The 22,185-nt window shown below is 72.4% G+C and carries 19 protein-coding genes; 8 read left to right on the top strand and 11 right to left on the bottom strand.

From position 1 onward, the window contains the following. The first annotated feature begins 213 nt into the window (after nucleotides 1–213). The 4 genes from BMY04_RS16985 to BMY04_RS16970 all read left to right on the top strand — a co-directional run bounded on the left by BMY04_RS16985 (nucleotide 214) and on the right by BMY04_RS16970 (nucleotide 6,610). Nucleotides 214–1,596, top strand: a complete 1,383-nt coding sequence (locus BMY04_RS16985) for an extracellular solute-binding protein (RefSeq protein WP_091183793.1) — start codon at nucleotides 214–216, stop codon at nucleotides 1,594–1,596. Continuing rightward, entirely contained in the window at nucleotides 1,596–2,522 is a 927-nt protein-coding gene (locus tag BMY04_RS16980) for a carbohydrate ABC transporter permease (RefSeq protein ID WP_091183791.1), read from the top strand. The genes BMY04_RS16985 and BMY04_RS16980 overlap by 1 nt, the downstream gene beginning before the upstream one ends. After that, nucleotides 2,519–3,451: a carbohydrate ABC transporter permease gene (locus BMY04_RS16975; protein ID WP_091183788.1), complete on the top strand. Its 933-nt coding sequence runs from the start codon at nucleotides 2,519–2,521 to the stop codon at nucleotides 3,449–3,451. Before BMY04_RS16980 ends, BMY04_RS16975 begins: the two co-directional genes overlap by 4 nt. Before the next feature lie 117 nt (nucleotides 3,452–3,568). Further along, nucleotides 3,569–6,610: an alpha-mannosidase gene (locus tag BMY04_RS16970; RefSeq protein ID WP_091183785.1), complete on the top strand. Its 3,042-nt coding sequence runs from the start codon at nucleotides 3,569–3,571 to the stop codon at nucleotides 6,608–6,610. Nucleotides 6,611–6,742: 132 nt separating this feature from the next. Here the strand turns inward: BMY04_RS16970 and BMY04_RS16965 are convergent, their stop codons facing one another. From BMY04_RS16965 to BMY04_RS16930, 8 genes are all read right to left on the bottom strand, one after another. Further along, complete coding sequence (locus BMY04_RS16965; protein WP_091183779.1) at nucleotides 6,743–7,138, bottom strand: type II toxin-antitoxin system VapC family toxin; 396 nt, start codon at nucleotides 7,136–7,138, stop codon at nucleotides 6,743–6,745. 1 nt (nucleotide 7,139) lies between these two features. After that, nucleotides 7,140–7,361 carry a type II toxin-antitoxin system Phd/YefM family antitoxin gene (locus tag BMY04_RS16960; protein WP_091183777.1) on the bottom strand — a complete coding sequence of 74 codons (222 nt, stop codon included), beginning with the start codon at nucleotides 7,359–7,361 and terminating at the stop codon, nucleotides 7,140–7,142. A 69-nt stretch (nucleotides 7,362–7,430) separates the two neighbouring features. Next, a complete protein-coding gene (locus tag BMY04_RS16955; protein WP_232506467.1) occupies nucleotides 7,431–8,885 on the bottom strand; it encodes a SulP family inorganic anion transporter in 1,455 nt (484 codons plus the stop codon). 214 nt (nucleotides 8,886–9,099) lie between these two features. Further along, nucleotides 9,100–10,593, bottom strand: a complete 1,494-nt coding sequence (locus BMY04_RS16950) for an amidohydrolase family protein (RefSeq protein WP_091183769.1) — start codon at nucleotides 10,591–10,593, stop codon at nucleotides 9,100–9,102. Nucleotides 10,594–10,633: 40 nt separating this feature from the next. Then, nucleotides 10,634–11,008, bottom strand: coding sequence for a hypothetical protein (locus tag BMY04_RS16945; protein WP_091183766.1), 375 nt, complete (start codon nucleotides 11,006–11,008; stop codon nucleotides 10,634–10,636). Further along, the gene (locus BMY04_RS16940) at nucleotides 11,005–11,904 is read right to left on the bottom strand and encodes a DODA-type extradiol aromatic ring-opening family dioxygenase (RefSeq protein WP_091183763.1); all 900 of its coding nucleotides are present in this window, start codon (nucleotides 11,902–11,904) and stop codon (nucleotides 11,005–11,007) included. The genes BMY04_RS16945 and BMY04_RS16940 overlap by 4 nt, the downstream gene beginning before the upstream one ends. A gap of 61 nt (nucleotides 11,905–11,965) precedes the next feature. Then, complete coding sequence (locus tag BMY04_RS16935) at nucleotides 11,966–12,763, bottom strand: citryl-CoA lyase (protein WP_091183758.1); 798 nt, start codon at nucleotides 12,761–12,763, stop codon at nucleotides 11,966–11,968. Then, a complete protein-coding gene (locus BMY04_RS16930; protein WP_091183754.1) occupies nucleotides 12,763–13,992 on the bottom strand; it encodes a CaiB/BaiF CoA transferase family protein in 1,230 nt (409 codons plus the stop codon). Before BMY04_RS16930 ends, BMY04_RS16935 begins: the two co-directional genes overlap by 1 nt. A 68-nt stretch (nucleotides 13,993–14,060) precedes the next feature. Here BMY04_RS16930 and BMY04_RS16925 point away from each other — a divergent pair, with 68 nt between their 5' ends. Both BMY04_RS16925 and clpB read left to right on the top strand, forming a co-directional pair. After that, nucleotides 14,061–14,930, top strand: a complete 870-nt coding sequence (locus BMY04_RS16925; RefSeq protein ID WP_198410225.1) for an IclR family transcriptional regulator domain-containing protein — start codon at nucleotides 14,061–14,063, stop codon at nucleotides 14,928–14,930. Between the two features lie 250 nt (nucleotides 14,931–15,180). Next, nucleotides 15,181–17,778 (top strand): ATP-dependent chaperone ClpB, encoded by a 2,598-nt coding sequence (gene clpB, locus BMY04_RS16920; RefSeq protein WP_091183749.1) that lies wholly within the window; start codon nucleotides 15,181–15,183, stop codon nucleotides 17,776–17,778. A gap of 65 nt (nucleotides 17,779–17,843) precedes the next feature. Here clpB and BMY04_RS16915 read toward each other — a convergent pair whose 3' ends face one another. Continuing rightward, complete coding sequence (locus BMY04_RS16915; protein WP_232506466.1) at nucleotides 17,844–18,236, bottom strand: YchJ family protein; 393 nt, start codon at nucleotides 18,234–18,236, stop codon at nucleotides 17,844–17,846. Then, entirely contained in the window at nucleotides 18,230–19,273 is a 1,044-nt protein-coding gene (locus tag BMY04_RS16910) for a magnesium transporter CorA family protein (protein WP_232506465.1), read from the bottom strand. Before BMY04_RS16910 ends, BMY04_RS16915 begins: the two co-directional genes overlap by 7 nt. A 53-nt stretch (nucleotides 19,274–19,326) precedes the next feature. Between BMY04_RS16910 and BMY04_RS16905 the strand changes: the two genes are divergently transcribed. Next, nucleotides 19,327–20,175, top strand: a complete 849-nt coding sequence (locus BMY04_RS16905; RefSeq protein ID WP_232506464.1) for a spermidine synthase — start codon at nucleotides 19,327–19,329, stop codon at nucleotides 20,173–20,175. Between the two features lie 43 nt (nucleotides 20,176–20,218). Beyond that, nucleotides 20,219–20,896 (top strand): hypothetical protein, encoded by a 678-nt coding sequence (locus BMY04_RS16900; protein ID WP_139209925.1) that lies wholly within the window; start codon nucleotides 20,219–20,221, stop codon nucleotides 20,894–20,896. Here BMY04_RS16900 and BMY04_RS16895 read toward each other — a convergent pair. Beyond that, entirely contained in the window at nucleotides 20,880–22,052 is a 1,173-nt protein-coding gene (locus tag BMY04_RS16895; protein ID WP_091183742.1) for a pyridoxal phosphate-dependent aminotransferase, read from the bottom strand. The genes BMY04_RS16900 and BMY04_RS16895 overlap by 17 nt on opposite strands. Nucleotides 22,053–22,185 lie beyond the last annotated feature (133 nt).

The following is a 22,185-nucleotide window of genomic DNA, read 5'->3' as shown; positions in this document are numbered from 1 at the left end:
GGCGCGTGCGCCGGGGCCGGCAGGCCGTGACCGAGCAGGTCCTCGGCGCCGCTGCCCGTCCGCGCCCGTGCCCCGCGACCGGCCGCTGACCCACGCCGCCGCGAGCAGCACCCTCAGCAGCAAGCCGACGGCCGACACGCCCCACCGCAGCACCCCGCGCACGACCCACCCGAACGACGCCCGTCCCACCCGGACCGACCCCAGGAGTCGAAGATGATCTCCCGTCGCACCACCCTCGCCGCGGCCGCGCTCGCGGTCACCCTCGGCGCCCTGCCCGCCTGCTCCTCGTCCTCGTCCGGCTCCGGCAGCTCGGGCGGCGCGAGCGACGACGCGCCGAAGACGATCACCGTCGCGTACCAGAAGTTCGGCGCCTTCACCCAGATGGACTCCCACATGACCAAGGTCAAGGCGGAGTACGAGGCGGCGCACCCGGGCGTCACGGTCAAGCTGAACCCGATCCAGGCCGACGAGAACGACTACTACACCAAGCTCAACCTGATGAACCGCACACCGTCGACGGCGCCGGACGTCCTCTACGAGGACACCTTCCTGGTCAACTCCGACATCGACGCGGGCTACCTCGCCCCGCTCGACGACTACACGTCGAAGTGGGCGGACTGGAGCCAGTTCACCGAGTCGGCGCAGAGCGCCGGCAAGGGCGCCGACGGCAAGATCTACGGCATCCCGATGGGCACCGACACCCGCGCGCTCTACTACAACAAGGAGCTGTTCGCCAAGGCCGGGCTGCCGACCGACTGGCAGCCGAAGACGTGGGACGACATCCTCGCGGCGGCGCGGACGATCAAGGCCAAAGAACCGGACGTCCTGCCGTTCAACATCTACTCCGGCAAGGGTGCGGGCGAGGGCTCGACCATGCAGGGCCTGGAGATGCTGCTCTACGGCACCAAGAACACGCTCTACGACGACGCGTCGAAGAAGTGGATCACGTCCTCGCCGGGGCTGACCGACTCCTTCACCTTCCTCAAGACCGTCTTCGACGAGGGCCTGGCGCCCAAGCCGCAGGACGCGCTCGACCCGCAGTGGGGCACCAAGCTCAGCACCGAGCTGATCCCGAGCAGCAAGGTCGCGATCGCCCTCGACGGGTCGTGGCAGACCAGCACCTGGAAGAAGGACGGCGCGAAGCCGTGGGCCGACTACAGCAAGACGCTCGGCGTGGCGGCGATGCCGACGCAGCACGGTGACGCGCCGGGCGCGACGAGCATGTCGGGCGGCTGGCTGCTGTCGGTCGGGGCGAAGTCGAAGAACCCGCAGGCGGCCTGGGACTTCATCAGCACCGCGCTGAACAAGGAGAACACCCTCGCGTACGACACCTCGGCCAGCCAGATCGCCGAGCGCAAGGACGTCTCGTCCGACCCGGCCTACCTCGAGTCCGACCCGTTCGCGAAGACCTTCACCGACCTCGTCCAGTACACGCACTTCCGCCCGGCGTACTCGAAGTACCCGCGGGTCTCGGACGCGATCCAGCAGACGATGGAGACCGTCATGACCGGGCAGGCGCCGGTCGACCAGGCGCTGGCGCAGTTCCAGAAGACCGTCACCGCGGTCGTCGGCGCGGACGCCGCCACCACGGCCTGATGGCGGCCACCCTCACGGTCCCGCCGGGCGCCCGCGTGGCGTCCGGCGGGCGCCGCCGCCGCGGACCGGGAGCGGCGGCCAAGCTCGTGCCGCTGCTGCCCGCCGTCGTCCTGCTGCTGCTGTTCTTCGCCGGCCCGGTCGTGTGGAGCGTCTACACCGCCTTCACCAACCAGTCGCTGTCGGGCGCCGGCGCCTCGGACGCGCAGTTCATCGGGCTGGCGAACTTCTCCCGCATGATCGGCGACCCCGACTTCTGGCACTCGATCGTGCTGACGGTGGTCTTCGTCGTCGGCTCCGCGGTGATCGGCCAGAACACCCTCGGGCTGCTGATCGCCCTGCTGCTGCGTCACCGGCACCGGGTCACCCAGACCGTCGTGTCGCTCGTGGTCGTCGGCGCGTGGGTGATGCCGGAGATCGTCGCCGCGTTCTGCTGGTACGCGTTCCTCAACCCGGACGGCTCGCTGAACTCCTGGTTCGCCTGGGCCGGCTTCAGCCAGAACTGGCTCTACACGCTGCCGATGTTCGGCGTCATCCTCACCAACGTCTGGCGGGGGACCGCGTTCTCGATGATGGTCTACTCCGCCGCGCTGTCCGACATCCCGCCCGAGCTGGAGGAGGCCGCGTCGGTCGACGGCGGCAGCGGGTGGCGCCGGCTGTGGTCGATCACGCTGCCGCTGATCCGGCGCTCGATCCTGACCAACCTGATGCTGATCACGCTGCAGACGCTGGCCGTGTTCACGCTGATCTACGTGCTCACCGCGGGCGGTCCGGGCAACGCGAGCTCGACGACGCCGATCTACATGTACGAGCAGGCCTTCCAGTTCTACGACCTCGGCTACGGCACGGCGATGGCCCTGGTGCTGCTGCTGGTCGGCGCGCTCTTCTCGCTCGTGTACCTCAAGTTCGTCTCGGTGGACGAGCGATGAGCGCCCTTCGACAGGCTCAGGGAGCGGGTGCTCGTCCCGGCGGCCCTTCGACGAGCTCCGGGAACGTCCTCGCGTCGGAGAGGCGCCACGTCCTCGGCATCACCTCGCCCCGCCGGCTGCCCGCGTGGATCCTCGCGCACCTCGCGCTGCTGCTCGTGGTGCTCGCGTTCCTCGGTCCGATGCTGTGGCTGATCTTCGGTTCGCTGCACTCCGACTCGGCGCTGACCGTCGAGCTCGGCGGCACGTGGACGCTGTCGAACTTCCTCGCCGTCATGACGCCGGAGACGCTGTGGACCCCGCTGCTGAACTCGTTCATCCTCTCCGCCGGGACCGCCCTGCTCACCGTCGTCTGCTCGGCGCTGGCGGCGTACCCGCTGTCGCGCTACTCGATGCGCTTCCGCCGGACGTTCCTCTACACGATCGTCTTCTCCACGGGGCTGCCGATCACCGCGGTGATGGTGCCGGTGTACGTGCTGTTCGCGACGTTCACGCTCACCGACTCCCGCATCGCCACGGTGCTTTTCATGAGCGCCACGTCGCTGCCCTTCGCCATCTGGATGATGAAGAACTTCATGGACGGCGTGCCGGTGTCGCTGGAGGAGGCGGCCTGGACCGACGGGGCGGGCTGGTTCTCCTCGCTGCGCGGGATCGTCCTGCCGCTCATGGCCCCCGGCCTGGCCGTGGTGTCGATCTTCGTCTTCGTGCAGCAGTGGGGTGACTTCTTCATCCCGTTCGTGCTGCTGCAGAGCCCGGAGAAGCAGCCGGCGTCGGTGAGCATCTACACCTTCTTCAGCTCCTACGGCGCCGTCGCGTACGGGCAGCTCGCGGCCTTCTCGATCTTGTACACGGTGCCGATCATCGCCCTGTACGGCGTGCTGTCGAAGGCCCTGGGCGGCGGCTTCAGCTTCGCGGGCGGGCTGAAGGGCTGACCTCGTCCCTGCCTCCCGCCTGCCGCGCGCCACCCGGCGCAGACCAGACTGCTGATCACCCCGACCCCCCTCCCACCCCCCGATCTCGTCCGCACGCACACCCGAGGAGCGACACCCATGCCCGACCTGACCGACCCCGTCGAGGAGCGGCTGGCCCGGTTCCGCCACGAGCGGGTCCTGCCGGCGCTCTACCGCGAGCGCGTGCCGCTCGAGGTGACGGCCTGGGAAGCGCCGGGCGAGCCCGTCGCCTTCGAGGAGGCCGTGGCCCAGGACTTCGCGCCCTTCGAGGTCGGCTCGGCCTACGGCCCGCCGTGGGGCACGACCTGGTTCCGTGCCACGGGCGCCGTGCCGGAGGGCTGGGACGCGCTCGACGGCACGGCCGTGGAGGTCGTCGTCGACCTCGGCTTCAGCGACACCGAGCCCGGCTTCCAGTCCGAGGGCCTGGTGTGGACCGCGGACGGCACCGTCATCAAGGCCGTCGAGCCGATGAACCAGGCCGTGCCGCTGCCGACCTCGTCCCCGGCCCGGCAGGGGAGCGCGGTCGAGGTGCTCGTGGAGGCCGCGTCCAACCCGCACGTCCTCGAGCACATGCAGTTCAACCCGACGCACCTGGGCAGCCTGGCGACCGCGGGCAAGGAACCGCTCTACCGCCTGCGCCGCCTCGAGCTCGGCCTGCGCGACGTCGCCGTGTGGGAGCTCGACCAGGACCTCTTCGCCCTGGGCGGCCTGCTGCTCGAGCTGCCCGCGAACACCCAGCGCCGCGCCGAGGTGCGCGACGCCCTCGACCGCGTCGTCGACGTCGTCGACCCGTCCGACGTCTCGGGCACCGCGCAGGCGGGCCGCGACCTGCTGCGCACGGTGCTCGACAAGCCGGCCAGCGCCAGCGCCCACCAGCTGTACGCCGTCGGCCACGCGCACATCGACTCCGCGTGGCTGTGGCCGGTCCGCGAGACCGTGCGCAAGGTCGCCCGCACGTTCGCCAACGTCTGCGACCTCATCGAGCGCGAGGAGCAGTTCGTCTTCGCCGCCTCCTCGGCGCAGCAGTACGCCTGGCTCAAGGAGTTCTACCCGGGCCTGTTCGAGCGGGTGCGCGGCCACGTGCAGGCCGGCCGCTTCGTGCCGGTCGGCGGGATGTGGGTCGAGTCCGACACCAACCTCCCCGGCGGGGAGGCGATGGCGCGTCAGTTCGTGCTCGGCAAGGGCTTCTTCTCCCGCGAGCTCGGCGTGGACACCCAGGAGGTGTGGCTGCCCGACTCGTTCGGCTACTCCGGCGCGCTGCCGCAGATCATGGCCTCGGCGGGCGCGAAGTGGTTCCTCACGCAGAAGATCAGCTGGAACGACTCGAACCTGATGCCGCACTCGACCTTCCGCTGGGAGGGGATCGACGGCACCCAGGTCTTCACCCACTTCCCGCCGGTCGACACGTACAACTCCGACCTGTCGGCAGAGGACCTCGCCCGCGCCGAGCGGAACTTCACCGAGAAGGCCGACGCCCACCGGTCGCTGGTGCCCTTCGGCCACGGCGACGGCGGCGGCGGGCCCACCCGCGAGATGGTCGCGGCGGCACGGCGCACGGCCTCGCTCGAGGGCTCACCGGCGGTCCGGCTGGCCAGCCCCGTCGAGTTCTTCACCGACGCGCAGGCCGAGCTGCCGGAGGCGCCGGTCTGGAGCGGCGAGCTCTACCTGGAGTTCCACCGCGGGACGTACACGAGCCAGGCGCGCACGAAGCGCGGCAACCGCCGCAGCGAGCACCTGCTCCGCGAGGCCGAGCTGTGGGCGACGACCGCCACGGTGCGCAACGGGACCGACTACCCGTACGAGGCCCTGCGCCGCGCGTGGGAGACGGTCTGCCTGCAGCAGTTCCACGACATCCTGCCCGGCACGTCGATCTCCTGGGTCTACGCCGACGCCGAGGCCGGCTACGCCCGGGTGGCGGAGACCGCCGAGCGGGTCGTCGACGCCTCCCTCCGCGCGCTGCTCGGCGAGGGTTCCTCCTACGTCGCCGCGAACGCCGGCCCGTACGCCGTCGAGGGCGTGCCCGCGCTGGGCGTCGCCGCCGGGGCGCCGGAGCCGCGCGACGCGACGCCGCGGGCCGACGGAGACGGGTTCGTCCTCGAGAACGACCTCGTCCGGGTCCGCGTCAGTCACCAGGGCCTGATCACCTCGGTGGTCGACCTGCGGGTCGCGCGCGAGCTCGTGCCCGAGGGGCGTACGGCGGGTCTGCTGCAGCTGTTCCGCGACGTGCCCAACCGCTGGGACGCCTGGGACATCGACCGGACCTACCAGCGCACCGGGACCGACCTCGTCGAGGCGACCTCCGTCCAGGTGGTGGGCGACGCGCTGCGGGTGGAGCGACGGTTCGGCGAGTCGTCGCTCGTGGAGACGATCAGCCTGCCGGCCGACGCGGCCCGGGTCGACCTGGCCTTCACCGTCGACTGGCACGAGCGGCAGAAGCTGCTCAAGCTCGCCTTCCCGCTCGACGTGCACGCCGACCGGGCGACGTCGGAGATCCAGTTCGGCCACCTGCACCGGCCGACGCACGCCAACACCTCGTGGGACACCGCACGCTTCGAGACCGTCGCGCACCGCTGGGTGCACGTCGGCGAGCCGGGCTACGGCGTCGCGGTGTCGAACGACTCCACGTACGGCCACGACATCACCCGGGTGAGCGCCGGCGTGCGCGGTTCGACGACTGCTGGTTCGACGACGACAGTCCGGCTGTCGCTGCTGCGGGCGCCGCTGTTCCCCGACCCCGAGGCCGACCAGGGCGAGCACACGATGAACGTCTCGCTCGCCGTCGGCGCCGGGATCCCGGAGTCGGTGGCCGAGGGCTACCGCCGCAACCTGCCGCTGCGCGTGGTCGAGGGCGTCGGCGAGGGTTCGGTGGAGCCGCTCGTCGTCGTCGACGACCCGGCCGTCGTGGTCGAGGCGGTCAAGCTCGCGGAGGACGGCAGCGGCGACGTGGTCGTGCGGCTCTACGAGGCGTACGGGACCCGGGCCCGGACCCGGGTGACGGCGACGTTCGCCCTCACCGGCATCACCGAGACCGACCTGCTGGAGCGTCCGGTGGACGCGTCGGCGCTGCGGTCCGTGGACGGCGACGTGGCCGAGCTCGAGCTGCGGCCGTTCCAGATCGTGACGCTGCGCCTGGCCCGCTGACCCTGCTGACCCCGGAGCGGGGTGCTTCGCACCCACCCCCGCGCACGACGAACCGCTGGCTCCCGACAGCCCGGAACGCGATCTGGCTGTCGGGAGTGCGCGGTTCGTGGGGAGGTCGGGGTGCCGCGCGGCTCACCAGGTGAGGACGCGCGGCACCGGGAGACTCGTGATGGCGGCGTCGACCGTGACGAGCACGAGCTCCTCCAGGGTCGCCTGGGCGACGAGGATTCGGTCGAAGGGGTCGCGGTGGTCCCACCGCAGCGACCCGGCGAGCAGCCCGTGCTCCAGGGTCACCGGCAGGGTCTCCGCACCGAGGTCGGCCACGCGCCGTCCCAGCGACGTGGGCAGGCTGGGTGCGTCGAGCTTGCCGATGCGGACCTTGGTGCTGACCTCCAGGGCCGAGGCGGCCGAGACCCACAGGGCGTTGTCGCGGTCGGCCAGCTGCTCCCGCACCGGTCCGGGCACCCGCGCGGGAGCGCCCAGCAGCCACAGCAGGACGTGGGTGTCGAGGAGGTAGGACGCGCTCACCTCACTCCCACGCGGCCAGCTCGCCCTCCGGCAGAGCTGCGTCGAAGTCCTCCGGCACGTCGAGCTCCATGATGCCGAAGCGGCGCGGCGGCACCTGCTCGAGCGGCACCAGGCGCGCCACCGGCCGCCCGGACCGCGCGATGATGATCTCCTCGCCGCGCTCGCTGCGCGCCAGGAGGTCGCTCAGACGCGTCTTCGCCTCCTGCACGTTCACCTGCGCCATGGTCCCGAGGATAGAGCCCCTGGCCAACCTGACCAGACCAACCCACCCTTGCGCCCGGTTGGGCGGAGCTCAGACGCCGAAGCCGCCCGACAGGCGCCGGTGGAAGCCGGTGCTGCGCTCGTCGAGACCGTCGATCGTCACGGTCGTGCCGTGGTCGCGGTACCTGGTCTCGATCGAGTCGAGGGCGGCGACGGACGACGCGTCCCAGATCTGCGCCCGGGTGAGGTCGATGCGGACCCGGGCCGGGTCCTCGGCGTAGGCGAAGCGGTCGACGAGGTCGTTGCTGCTGCCGAAGAACAGCGGCCCGTCGACCGTGTACGACGCCACCGCCCCGTCGTCGGCCAGGACCCGGTCGACGGTGATCACGTGCGCGACGCGGCGGGCGAAGAGGACCATCGCGAGGACGACGCCGACCGCGACACCGAGGGCGAGGTTGCTGGTCACCACGACGACCGCGACGGTGACGACCATGACCGAGGTCTCGGGCAGCGGCATCCGCCGCAGCGTCGACGGCCTGACGCTGTGCCAGTCGACGGTGGTGATCGCCACGACCATCATCACGGCCGCGAGCGCGACCATCGGGATCTGGCCCATGACCGAGCTCAGGCCGGTGACCAGGGCGAGCAGGAAGACCCCGACGACGACGGTCGAGATGCGCGTCCGGGCCCGGCCGGTCTTCACGTTGAGGACGGTCTGGCCGATCATCGCGCAGCCGGCGATGCCGCCGTAGAAGCCCGCGGCGATATTCGCGACGCCCAGCGCCCACGACTCGCGGCCCTTGCGGGACGGCGTGTCGGTGAGCTCGTCGACGAGCTTGGCCGTCAGCAGCGACTCCATCAGCCCGACGAAGGCGACGCTGAGCGCCGTCGGCAGGACCAGCCGCAGCGTCTCCAGGTCGAGCGGGACGAGGAACGGGGTCAACCCCGGCAGCCGGCCGGTGAGGGGGCCCTCGTCCGCGACGTCCGGCACGGCCAGCCGCGCCAGGACGACGACCGCGGTGACGGCGATGATCGCCACCAGCGGGGAGGGCACGGCGGTCGTGAAGCGAGGCAGCACGACGATGATCAGCAGCGTCGCCGCGAAGAGCGCGTACGCGAGCCACGGCACCCCGACGACGTGGCGCACCTGGGCGACGAAGATCAGGATGCCCAGAGCGTTGACGAAGCCGATCATGACCGATCGCGGGATGAAGCGCATCAGGCGGGCGAGGCCGGTGACCCCGAAGACGATCTGGACCACCCCGGCCAGGACGACCGTCGGCAGCACGTAGCCGACGCCGTGCTCGTGCACGAGCGGCGCGATGACCAGGGCCACCGAGCCGGCCGCCGCGGTCACGACGCCGGGTCGGCCGCCGAGGAAGGACATGGTCAGGGTCAGCACGATCGAGGCGACCAGGCTGACCATGGGGTCGACGCCGGCGACGATCGAGAAGGAGATGACCTCGGGCACCAGCGCGAGCGTCGTGACCAGTCCCGCCAGCACCTCACGGGTGAGCTGCGGGGGCGAGCGGAGGGCGCTCGCCACGGTGAAGCGGGGAATGGCACCCGTGGGTTCGTGACGGGGCAAGGTGTGCTCCTGCAGATCGGGTCGTGGGAGCACGCCGGCGTCGTCGCCGTCCTCGTCGAGGGGTGCTGCACCTGAAGATGCGCGGGCGGGCGACGCGGACCCGAGGTGGGTCCGCGTCCGGTCCGGCGCCTCCAGTCTCCCAGACCTCGGGCCCTGCTCCCTCCCGCGACGGCTAGGACGCGACCGGCGACTCCTGGCCCCGCCGGTCCGCCCCGGAACGGTGCGTGTCGGCCGTGCGGAACTCGGTGTAGGTGTACGGGTTGTCGAGCACCTTCGTCGGCGGGACGTCGGGGTTCATGCCCTGCGCCCAGACCTCGTCGCCGAGCGTCGCCTGCAGGTAGGAGACCGTCTCGTCGATCTCGCGCCGCGCGCTGGCGAGGTCCTCGATCAGCCGGCCCTCGTGCTTGGCGACCCTGCCGTCGACGAGGACCGTCCGCACGTCGCCACGGTTGGCCTGCAGCGCGATGTGGCCGTACGGGTTGAGGACCGGGAAGAGCGTGGGCGACAGGTCGTTCTTGATCAGCACGACGTCTGCCCGCTTGCCGACCTCGAGCGAGCCGACCAGGTCGCCCATCCCCAGGGCCTCGGCCCCGCCGCGCGTCGCCCAGGCCACGACGTGCTCGGCGCGCAGGTGCGCGTGCGTGATCGTCTCGCCGACCTCGTGCGCCTTGACGTGCTCCCACGCCCGGTCCGCGCCGAGGGTGGAGCGCATGGCGGCGAACAGGTCGCTGGAGAACCACACGCTCGTGTCGACCGAGAGCGACACCGGGATGCCGTGCTCGCGCAGCGCCCACGAGGGCGGGTAGCCCTGCCCGCAGCTCTGCTCGCTCTCCGTCGACAGCGACACCGAGCCGCCCGTCGCCGCGATGCGGTGGTAGGAGTCGTCCGACAGCGTCGCCGCGTGGACGTAGACGGTGTCGGGCGCCATGAACCCGGCGTCGTGCATCAGCCGGATGCCGGCGTCGTTCGTCGCGCCCCACACCCCGGCGTGCGTGGTGACGGGCAGCCCCAGCTCGCGGGCCACCTCGAAGGCCGCGCGCTCGGGGAAGGCCGGGTCGCCGGTCACGTCGAAGGCCATCTGCAGGCGCAGCGAGTCCGAGCCGGACGCGTGCTCGCGCAGGAAGCGCTGCACCGCGGGGTCGGCCGACCACTCCCAGGGCCCGGCGAAGATGTCGCCGTACGCGAGCACGTAGCGCCCCGTCGAGGAGACCAGGGCGTCGAGCGCGGCCTCGGCGTGCTCGAGGGTGCGCAGTCCGTGCGACCAGTCGACCGTCGTCGTCACGCCGGCGTCGATCGCGTCGAGCGCGGAGAGCCGGTTGCCGGCGTGGACGTCCTGTGGCCGGAAGCTCTTGCCGTGCTCGAGGTAGTACCAGACGAAGTACTGCGTGAGGGTCCAGTCGGCGCCGTAGCCGCGCATCGCGGTCTGCCACATGTGCCGGTGGGTGTCGACCATGCCCGGCATGACGATGCCCCCGGTGGCGTCGATCTCGAAGGTCCCGTCGGGAACCGTCAGGCTGGGTCCGATGGCGGCGACGTCGGTCCCGACGACGAGGACGTCGGTGTCGGGCAGCACCCGCCGCTCGTCGTCGACGGTGACGACGGTGCCGTGGCGCAGGACGACCGGCTGGCCGTCGGCGGGGAGCGGGGTGGAGACGGGCGTGGTCATGGCGACTCCTTCGTCGGGCACGAGCGGTGGGGCCGGGTCGCTAGAGCGCGACGGGCGGGTAGGACTGGCCGAGCCAGTGCGAGAGCTTGGCGGCGTACTCGCGCTGGAAGGAGAGGGGACCGCTGGCGGCCGCGTAGTCCTCGTCGTAGAGGGCGATCATGATCGTCAGGGTCAGGAAGAAGTGGGCGCCCATCTCGAACAGGGCGACGTAGTCGTGCTCGACGAGGGCCGTCCGCTCGGCGTCGGTGAACGACAGCCAGGTCGTGCGCTCGACGTGGTTGTTCACGCCGAGGTAGCGCCCGTACTCGTCCTCCCACCGGGTGACCAGGGCGGCGGGGTCGGCCTTGTACGCCGCGAGGAGCTCGGGGTCGCCGTCGACCTGGTAGAGGAACTTGTTGACGTAGTAGCGGCTCATCGCGCCGCCTCCGCGAGCGCGGCCCTGCCGAGGGCGGGAGCGTCCTGCTCCGGGGTCCAGGTCATGTACATCTCCCGGGTGTGGAAGAGGTCGAGCTCGTCGACGTAGGACGCCTCGATCGGCCCGGCGATGCCCATCATCAAGATCAGGTCCATGAAGCCGTGGGTGGCGTTCCCGGCTCCCGACATCGACTCGAACGTGACGTTCTCGAGGATCGCCTCGACGTCGCCCTTCGACAGCCAGTCGATCGCCTGCCGGTCGAAGGCCGGGTCCGGCCCGGTCTCGCCGAACTGGCGCGGCCCGCCGAGCTCCAGGGAGAGGTGGCCGGAGCCGACCGCGGCGACGCTGAGGTCGCTCGGCCACGCGTCGATGACCTCGCGGATGGCCCGGCCCAGCTGCCAGAAGCGCGTCGGGCTCGGTAGCGGCGGCGCGAAGATGTTGGTGTAGATCGGGACCACGGGCAGGTCGGCGTCCGGCCGGGTCGTGATGATCGGGCAGATGATCGAGTGGTCGAGCTTGAGCTCGTGGCTCACGGCCATGTCGAAGCCGCGGTCGAGCAGACCCTGGAGCAGGAAGCCGGACAGCTCCTCGTGGCCCTGCAGCAGGAACGGCGGGATCGAGAACTCGCGCTCCTCGTTGTAGAAGGTCGCGTCGTACGTCGGCTGCTTCCCGATCAGGAACGCCGGGTAGTTGTCGGCGAAGAACTGGTGGAAGTGGTCCGCGCCGACCATGACCAGCACGTCGGGCCGCGCGGCGGTCAGCGTCTCCCGGTACGCCTCCACCTTGCGCCGCCACTCGTCCGCCTGCGGCATGCGCTGCTCGGGCGGCGTCAGCTGCGTCGCCTTCAGGTAGAAGGGGTGGTGCGTCGTCGCGAGCACCGCGCTCAACCTCGCCATCGAGGCTCCGTTCCGGTCGGTGGATGTGTCGGTGGATCTGTCGGGTGGGTCGTCGGCGGCGTCAGGCAGACCCGGCGTCGGGCAGCGGCACGTACACGGCGTTGCGGTCGACCTCGGCGTAGACCGCGGGGGCGATCGGCGACTCGCGCTCCTCGGCGAGGTGGCCGATCAGCCCGGCCGTCCGGGCGAGCAGGGCGAACGCGCGCAGCAGCTCGATCGGGAGCCCGAGGTCCGCGAGCGCCGCGCCGGCCACACCGGCGCCGTTCAGGGGGAGCCGGCGTCCGAGCACCTGCTCGTGCACCCGCCCGACCGCGGCGAACAAGCGCAGGTGGGCGCCCAGGCTGCCGCTGTCCTCGGCGATGGCGAACATCACCGGCACCCGAGGGTCGGCCTCCTTGTGAACGGGGTGGCCGATCCCGGGCACCTTCTCCCCGGCCGCACGGGCGGCGCGCACCGCCTCGAGGGCGACCGCGTCCCAGTCGTCGTCGCTGCGGCTCTCGGCGTCGTCGAGGCCCTCGAGCACCCGGTGCAGCCACCGTCCGGTGTCCTCGGTGACGCCGAGGAAGCGGGAGCCGCCGCCGAGGATCCCGGCGGCCAGCGCGCCCTGGACCGAGTCGGGGGCGCTGTAGTACGTGAGCCGCGCGGCGATGGCGGTCGGCGTGAAGCCGTGGTCGGTCAGCGACACGAGCACGGCCTCGAAGAGCCGCACCTCGCCCGCGCTCGGCCGGCGGCGGGCCGCCAGCCAGAAGGCCAGCTCGCCGAAGCCGACCTGGCCGAGCAGCTCGCCCGCGAGGTCGTGGCCGAGCAGCCGGATCGTCGTCGGGTCGCTCGTCCCGATCGAGGTGGGGAACTCGGGCATCAGGCGTCCTCCCCTTGCTGCGCTGGGTCCGGACCGGGGTCCGGTCGCCCGTCCCGCAGCCACGCGCGGACCTGGTCGGAGTCGGCGCCGAGGGCCGGGGCGGGCGTCGAGTACTGGGCGGGCGTGGCGGAGAAGCGGATCGCGTTGCGGATCATCGGCACCGCGTCCTCACCCTCGCCGACCTGCACGACGGGGTCGAGGCCGAGCCGTTCGGCGAGCGCGACGCCGCCGTCGATGGTGTTGATCGGGCCGCACGGGACGCCGGCCGCGGTGAGCCGGTCGAACCAGCCCTCGGCGGTGTCGGTGGAGAGCGGTTCGAGCAGCAGCGGCCGCAGCGCCTCCCGGTTCCGGTTGCGCAGCGGGGTCGTCGCGAACCGCTCGTCGTCGGCGAGCTCCGGTCGCCCGAGCGCTGTCGCGAGCTTGCGGAACTGCGGGTCGTTGGCGGCGACGACCACGAGCTCGCCCTCGCCGCACGGCAGCGGCTCGTACGGGAACAGGCTCGGGTGGGCGTTGCCCATGCGGAAGGGCACGCTGCCCGCCGCCACGAAGGTCGAGGAGTGGTTGGCCATCGCCGCGAGCGCCGTCGACAGCAGGTTGACCTCGACGTGCTGGCCCTCGCCGGTCGCGTCGCGGTGCCGCAGCGCGGCCAGCACGCCGATCACGGACTGCAGCCCGCTCATGATGTCGAAGACCGAGACCCCGCTGCGGTACGCCTGCCCGTCGGGGTCGCCGGTGAGGCTCATCAGCCCGGACGCCGCCTGCACGACCAGGTCGTAGCCGGGCAGCGTCGCCCCCTCGGCCGAGCCGAAGCCGCTGATGGAGGCGTACACGACCCCCGGGTTCGTCGCGGCGACGCTGTCGTAGTCGAGGCCGAAGCGCGCGAGGCCGCCGGGGCGGAAGTTCTCGATCACGACGTCCGCGCGGCGGCACAGCTCGGCCGCGTCGGCCCGGTCGTCGGCGTCGCGGAAGTCCAGCACCACGTCGCGCTTGTTGCGGTTGATGCCGAGGTAGTAGGTCGACACGCCGTCGCGCTCGGGCGGGCGCCAGCCCCGGGTCTCGTCGCCGGAGGGGGCCTCGACCTTGACGACGGTGGCGCCCAGGTCGGCCATGATCTGCGTCGCGTACGGGCCGGCCAGGACCCGCGAGAGGTCGGCGACCAGGAGCCCGGTGAGCGGCCCGACCCCGTCGTGCACCGCGAGCGCGGCCGGCGACCCGGTCTCCACGGACATCGGCGCTCCTCGCACGAATGCTGGTCGGACACTTGTCCGTCCAGCGGACATGGGGCATCCTGACCCGCGTGACGCCAGGCCGTCAAGACCCCCCGGGACCCGGTCCCGAGCCGGACCCCGCCTCGGCCCGTCGTGGGCGGGGGGACGCCGGTCCGGACTTCATCGAGGCGCTCGCGCGCGGGCTCGACGTCATCCGGGCCTTCGGGACGACGGGTGCCCCCGCGTCGCTGAGCGACCTGGCGCAGGCCGCCGGGTTGAGCCGCCCCACGACCCGGCGCATCCTGCTCACGCTCGTCGACCTCGGCTACGTCCGCAGCGACGGCGGGCTGCACCGGCTCACGCCGCGGGTGCTGGAGTTGGGCCTGGCGTACGTCTCGGCCAGCGACCTGTGGACCCTCGCCCGGCCGCACCTGGAGCGGCTCAGCGCCGCGACCCACGAGTCCTGCTCGGTCGCCGAGCTCGACGGGAGCGACATCGTCTACGTGGCCCGGGTCGCGGTGCCCAAGCTCGTGGCGCTCTCGGTGGGCATCGGCACCCGCTTCCCGGCCGTCGTCACGTCGCTCGGCAAGGTCCTCCTGGCCCACCTTCCGCCCGCCCAGCGCGACGCGGCGCTCGCCGAACCGACCCGCTCCGGCGTCGAGCCGGCCCGCGTGCCCGCGCGCGGCGAGCTGCTCGAGGAGCTCGCCCGGGTCCGGGACCAGGGCTGGGCCGCCACGGACCAGGCGCTCGCGCCCGCCGTGCGCTCGGTCGCTGTCCCCGTGCTCGACGCCGACGGCCGCGTCACCTGCGCCATGAACGTCAACGCGCACGCGATGGAGACGTCGATGGACGTGCTCGTGTCGCAGCACCTGCCCCTGCTGCGGGAGGCGGCCGCCGAGCTCGCGGCGGACCGGGCCCTGCTGGCGGCCCGGCCGGTCACCACGCTGCCGCGTCGCTGAGCGCGGGCCCGACGCGGCGCGTGCGGGGTTCTCGGCGCGCGACGTCGACCCCGAACGGTCCCGCGCGGCACCCCGTACGGCCCCGGGTCCCTCTGGTCTGCGCGGCGTCCTGCGCGCACGCTGTCGTCAGGGAATAGCCCGTCCGGAGGTCAGGTTGAGCCTATGACGCTCAAGTCTTGCTTGCGCCCCTGACCGGCGGCGCGGCACACTTGAGCCGAGGACACTCAACCCGGAGGTACCTGCTCCTTCCATGGACACCAACAAGCTCACCACCAAGAGCCGCGACGCCGTCTCGTCCGCGCTCCGGCTGGCGCTCACGGGGGGCAACCCGTACGTCGAGCCCAGCCACCTCCTGCACGCCCTGCTGCTTGTCCCCGGCAACGCCGTCGCCCCGCTGATCACCGCGGTGGGCGCGGACCCGGCCGTGGTCGACGCGGCCGCCCGGGGCGCCATCAGCAAGCTGTCGTCGGCGACCGGTTCGTCGGTGTCGCAGCCGCAGCTCTCGGGTGCGTTCGCCCGCGTGCTCGCCGACGCCGAGACCCGGGCCGAGCAGCTCGGCGACTCCTTCGTCGCGACCGAGCACCTGCTCATCGCCCTGGCGGCCGTCGCCTCCGACGCCCAGTCGGTGCTGCGTGACCTCAAGGTCACGCCGGACGCGCTGAGCGCGAAGTTCAACGAGCTGCGCGGCAGCAAGCGGGTCACCAGCGCCGAGGCCGAGGGCACCGAGTCGGCGCTCGACCAGTACGGCGTCGACCTCACCGCCACCGCGCGCGCCGGCAAGCTCGACCCGGTCATCGGTCGCGACACCGAGATCCGCCGCGTCGTTCAGGTGCTGGCCCGGCGCACCAAGAACAACCCCGTCCTCATCGGCGAGCCCGGCGTCGGCAAGACCGCCGTCGTCGAGGGCCTGGCGCAGCGCCTCGTCGCCGGCGACGTCCCCGACTCCCTCAAGGGCCGCCGGCTCGTCTCGCTCGACCTGAGCGCGATGCTCGCCGGGGCCAAGTACCGCGGCGAGTTCGAGGAGCGGCTCAAGGCCGTCCTCACCGAGATCCGCGACGCCGAGGGCCAGGTCATCACCTTCATCGACGAGCTGCACACGGTCGTCGGCGCGGGCGCGTCCGGCGACTCGTCGATGGACGCGGGCAATATGCTCAAGCCGATGCTCGCCCGCGGCGAGCTGCGCATGATCGGCGCGACCACGCTCGACGAGTACCGCGAGCGCATCGAGAAGGACCCGGCGCTGGAGCGGCGCTTCCAGCAGGTCTACGTCGGCGAGCCCAGCGTCGAGGACACCGTGGCGATCCTGCGCGGCCTGCGCGAGCGCTACGAGGCGCACCACAAGGTCGCCATCACCGACGCCGCGCTCGTGGCCGCGGCGACCCTGTCGAACCGCTACATCACGTCGCGCCAGCTGCCCGACAAGGCCATCGACCTGGTCGACGAGGCGGCGTCGCGGCTGCGCATGGAGATCGACTCCTCGCCCGAAGAGATCGACCAGCTGCGCCGTTCCGTGGACCGGATGACCATGCAGCGCCTGGCGCTGGAGAAGGAGACCGACGCGGGCTCGGTGGCGCGGCTGGAGCGGCTCGAGGCCGAGCTCGCCGACGCGAGCGAGGAGCTGCGTGGGCTCGAGGCGCGCTGGGAGGCCGAGAAGAAGGGCCTCAACGAGGTCGGCGAGCTGCGTTCGCAGATCGACGAGCTGCGCATCGCCGCCGACCGTGCGTTGCGCGAGGGCGACCTCGTGCGGGCCAGCGAGATCAGCTACGGCGAGATCCCCGCGCTGCAGGAGCGACTGTCGCGCGCTGATGAGGCCGAGCGGAACACGACGCCGATGGTCAGCGAGGAGGTCAGCGCGCAGGACATCGCCGAGGTCGTGGCGAACTGGACCGGCATCCCCACCGGCCGCCTGCTCGAGGGCGAGACCGAGAAGCTCCTGCACATGGAGGAGCGCCTCGGCGAGCGCCTGATCGGTCAGCGCCCTGCGGTCAAGGCCGTGTCCGACGCCGTACGCCGCTCCCGGGCCGGCATCTCCGACCCCAACCGCCCGACCGGGTCGTTCCTGTTCCTGGGGCCGACCGGTGTCGGCAAGACCGAGCTGGCCAAGTCGCTCGCCGCGTTCCTCTTCGACGACGAGCACGCCATGATCCGCATCGACATGAGCGAGTACTCCGAGAAGCACTCGGTCTCGCGCCTGGTCGGCGCCCCTCCCGGCTACGTCGGCTACGACGAGGGCGGCCAGCTCACCGAGGCCGTGCGGCGGCGCCCGTACGCGGTCGTCCTGCTCGACGAGGTGGAGAAGGCGCACCCCGAGGTGTTCGACATCCTGCTGCAGGTGCTCGACGACGGGCGGCTGACCGACGGCCAGGGCCGCACGGTCGACTTCCGCAACGTCATCATGATCCTCACCTCGAACCTCGGCTCGCAGTACCTGGCGGACCCGAAGCTCGACGACAAGATCAAGAAGGACGCCGTGATGGGCGTCGTACGGCAGGCGTTCAAGCCGGAGTTCCTCAACCGGCTCGACGAGGTCGTGCTCTTCGACGCGCTCGGCACCGACGAGCTCGCGAGGATCGTCGAGATCAACCTGTCGCGGCTGAACGAGCGCCTGGCGGACCGGCGGATCGCCGTGGTGGCGACCCAGGCCGCGAAGGACTGGCTCGCCCTCACCGGCTTCGACCCGACCTACGGCGCCCGGCCGCTGCGCCGGCTCGTGCAGACGACGATCGAGGACCAGCTGGCCCGGCTCGTGCTGTCCGGCCAGGTCCTCGAGGGCGACACGGTCACGTTCGACCTCGACCCCGAGGGCGACGCCCTCCGGGTCGTGAGCGAGGCGCCGGTCGCGGTCTGACGTCGCCACGTGAAGAACTTCTGCGCGGTTGACCACCTGTGAGGTGGTCAACCGCGCAGAAGTTTTCAGGGCTCGTCGCCGTCGACGTAGACCCAGCGCGGTCCGCGACGGACGAACCGGCTCCGCTCGTGCAGCGTGCCGGGACCCTCGGCGGTCTCGTACGCGGCCTCGAACTCGACCGTGCCCTCGGCGTCGTCCGCACCGCCGGCCTCAGCCGCGAGCACGGTCAGGCCCGTCCAGCGCAGCCCGGGAGTCGGCTCCACGTCGGCCGGCCGGGTCCGTGGGTGCCAGGTGCGGAACACGTGGTCCGTGCGCCCGACCGCGTACGCGGCGTAGCGCGAGCGCATCAGCCGCTCGGCCGTCTCGGCCCCGGCCCGCCCGTCGTGAAGCGGCTCGCAGCAGTCCGCGTAGGTGAGCCCGCTGTCGCACGGGCAGGGCCCCTCCACCGGCGTCACCACCAGCCCTGCCGCTTGGCCCAGCGCAGCAGCAGCATCGCCAGCGTGAACATCAGCGCCAGCAGGACGATCAGCAGCGGCCAGTGCGTGGACTCGTTGACGATCACGTTCATGCCCATGACCGACGAGATGGCGGTCACCGGCAGCGTCAGCGCCGCGATGACGGCGAGCTTCTCGCCGGCGATGGTCATCTTCGTGTCGGTGCGCGCGCGGTAGAACTCGGTCACGCCTTGCAGGAACTCCAGCTGGCTCTGCGCGATCGAGGCGACCCGCTCGTACTGGTCGAGGACGTCGCGCATCTGCTGCAGCCCGTCGGGCGGCGCGAAGTCGACGATGGACACCGCCCGCCGGTAGATCTCGCCGGCCTGGGTCGCCATGGTCTTCACCGTCAGCAGCTCGTGGCGGGCCATGAACAGCTTGCCCAGGAACTCCTGCGGCTCCTCGTCCACCGCCGAGGTCACCGCCTGCTCGAGCAGGCCCACCTCGCGGGCGAGCTCGTTGACCAGGTCGGACTCGTGCCGCACGATCGTCGAGACGATCGCGTACGTGAGGGCGAAGGGTGACGACGGCCGCAGCCGGCCGCGTTCCATCCGGTCGGCGACCTCGCGGGTCTCGCGCAGCGCGTCCTCGAGGGGGACGACGGGGTTGAGCGGGCCGTGCACGGTGACGAGGAAGCGCTCGCCGATGTACTGGTCGAGCTCCAGGTAGTGCACGTGCCCGCGCGCGCCGATCTTGGGCGCGTGGATGGCGATGAAGAGGTGGCCGGGGTAGCGGTGCACCAGGGCGATGTGGTTGCGCTCGCGCGTGTGCGCGAGGGCGAGCGGGTGCGCCCCGAACGTCCCGGCGAGCAGCGCCTCGGCCTCCTCGTCCCACTGCGGCACGTCGACCCAGACGAACCCGTCCTCGCGGCCCAGGAGCTCACCCACCTCGGCGGGCGGACGTACGCAGACGCCCTCGTCGCTCACCCAGCGCAGCTCCACGGGCCGGCCCTCCCGGTGCCGCTGCGCGCCGGTCCGTCCGTCGCCACCTCGCGTCGCCACGCCTATCCTGCCTCCGGGCCGTGTCCCCGACGACGCCCGGGTAAGGGAGACGCGTGCGGAGCGACGAGCTGGTCCTGCGGGGTGGCGACACCCCGGTCGTACTCGTCCCGGACGTGGGTCGCCGCTCGGCCTACCTGCTCCGCGTCGGGCGGACCGACCAGTCGTACGTGGACCTCGACGACCCGTCGCACCTCGAGTTCGACTACGTGCAGCGCGTCGCTGACCTCGTCGAGTCGTCCTTCGAGCCGGGCGTCCCGCTGCGGGCCGTGCACGTCGGCGGCGCCGGGCTGACCCTGCCGCGCTACGTGGCGGCGACGCGACCCGGGTCGACGCAGACGGTGCTGGAGCCGGACGAGGAGCTGACCGACTTCGTCCGCTCGCGGCTCCCGCTGCCGCGCTCCAGCGGCATCAAGGTCCGCGCCGTCGACGGCCGCTCGGGCCTGCCGCAGCTGCGCGACGGCATCGCGGACCTCGTCGTCCTCGACGCCTTCGCCGGGGCCCGGGTGCCGGCCGACCTGACCACGCGCGAGGCGATCGCGGAGCTGCACCGGGTGCTGCGCCCGGACGGCGTGCTGGCCCTCAACATCACCGACAGCGGCGGCCTGCGCTACACGCGCCGGGTCGTCGCCGGGCTGCGCGCCGAGCTCGGCTCGGTCGGCCTGTGCACCGAGCCGAGCACGCTCAAGGGGCGACGGTTCGGCAACGTGGTCCTCGTCGCGAGCGACCGTCCGCTCGAGGACGGCACCTGGACCGACCTCGCCGACCGGGCCGGCCGCCCGCCGTTCCCGTACCGGGTCGTGCACGGCGCCCGCCTGGACCAGCTGGTCGGGAGCGCCCCGGCCTACAGCGACGAGGACGCCGAACCGTCGCCGCCGCCGCCGTCGGAGCTCTTCGGGCTGTGACGACTCCGCCCGGGAGCGACCCCGTCCGCCCTACGCTGGTCGGGTGACGAGCGGCGAGACCTCCCCGTGGGGTCCGGGCCCGTCCTCGGGGCCCGGCCCCGCCTACCCGGCCCCGTACGGGAGCCCCTGGCCCCCGGGACCGGCCGGGCCCGCGTCCTACCAACCCGTCCCGTCCTGGGGCCCTGCCCCGGGGGTGACCGACGAGCAGCTGCGCCAGCTCCCGCCCCCCGTGCCGTCCCTCCCGCTCGCGGCCGGCGGTGAGCAGCGGCCCGCGGTGGTCGGGCTGGCCGTCACCCTCGCGGTCACGGCCGCGATGCTGTGGGTGTGCGGGCTCAGCCTGTTCCTGCTCGTCGCGGCCGCGGGCACCCGGGCGCTGGGTCCGTCCGGCGACGACGGCGTGATCTTCCACCTGCTCGACGAGGCCGTCCTGCGGATGGGTGATGGGCTGTGGCTGCCGCTCTACGGCTTCCCGGTCGCCTCCGTCGTCACGGCCTTCTGCCTGCTCGCGCGCCGGCCCTGGACGCGCATCGCCCACACCGCCGTCGGCGTCGTGGCCCTGGCCTGGGCGGCCTGGTGGCTGCGCGAGTCGTGGCTGACGTGGTTCGTGGTGGCGGTCTACGTCGGGACCGCCGTGGGCGTCCTGTGGGTGCCGTCGGCGAACCGCTGGTACGGCCGACGGGATCGCCGAGCGCGGGCCGAGGGCTTCAGGCTCGAGGGCTGACGAGCGCGCCGAGGCGCTCGACCGCCTCGTCGATCACCTCGCGGCGCTTGCAGAAGGCCCAGCGCACGTAGGGCCGCCCCGCCTCCTGGCGGTCGTAGAAGACCTGGTGGGGGATGGCGACGACCCCCGCACGGTGCGGCAGGTCGCGGCAGAACGCGACGCCGTCGTCGTAGCCGAGCGGGCGGACGTCGGTGGTCATGAAGTAGGTGCCCTGCGGGACGACGGGATCCAGGCCCATCGAGACCAGGCCCGCGGCGAGCTGGTCGCGCCGGTCCTGCAGGTCGCGGACCGACTGCGCGACCCACGCGTCCCCCTCGTCGAGGGCCTGGGCGACCGCCGGCTGGAAGGGAGCCCCCGACACGTACGTGAGGAACTGCTTGACCGCCGTCACCTCGTCGACCAGCGCCGCGGGGCCCATGGCCCAGCCGATCTTCCACCCCGTCGCGGAGTACGTCTTGCCCGCCGAGGAGATGCGGATCGTCCGTTCGCGCATGCCCGGGAACGACGCCAGCGACCGGTGCCGAGCGCCCTCGAAGACGAGGTGCTCGTAGACCTCGTCGGTGACCACGAGGACGTCGTGCTCGACGGCGAGGCGCGCGATCGCCGCGAGGTCGTCCTCGCCCAGCACGACCCCGGTCGGGTTGTGCGGGGAGTTGATCAGGACGAGCTTCGTGCGCGGGCCGAAGGCCGCCTCGAGCTCCGCGTGGTCGAGGTGGAAGTCGGGCCCGAAGAGGCCGACGCCGACCCGCTTGCCGCCCGCGAGGTCGATCGAGGCCGCGTAGGAGTCGTAGAAGGGCTCGAGGGCGATGACCTCGTCGCCCGGGTCCACGTACGCCTCGATGGTCGCGGCCAGGGCCTCGGTCGCCCCCGTCGTCACCAGCACCTCGGTGTCCGGGTCGTACTCGAGCCCCTGGTGCCGGCGCGCGTGCGCGGCGATGGCCTGCCGCAGCGGGGCGATGCCCCGACCGGGCGGGTACTGGTTGACGCCCTCGGCGATCGCCCGGCGGGCCGCCTCGAGCATGAAGTCCGGGCCGTCGGTGTCGGGGAACCCCTGACCGAGGTTCACGGAGCCGGTCGCGACGGCGAGCGCCGACATCTCGGCGAAGATCGTCGTGGTGGACGAGGCGAGTCGCTGCGCTCTCCACGGCGAGGCCATGGCCACGACCCTAGCCGCAGGTCGGTGAGGAACCGGGCGGCACCCGTGGGGGACCGGTCGGTGGTCGCGACCGGTCCTCGCAGGCGTGCTCGTCACCCGACCAGCGGCCCCGCGCTCAGCTGGTCGGTCGGAC

The sequence above is a fragment of the Microlunatus flavus genome, from assembly GCF_900110855.1.
Classification (GTDB): Bacteria; Actinomycetota; Actinomycetes; order Propionibacteriales; family Propionibacteriaceae; genus Microlunatus; species Microlunatus flavus.
This window is presented reverse-complemented; position numbering and strand designations above follow the sequence as displayed.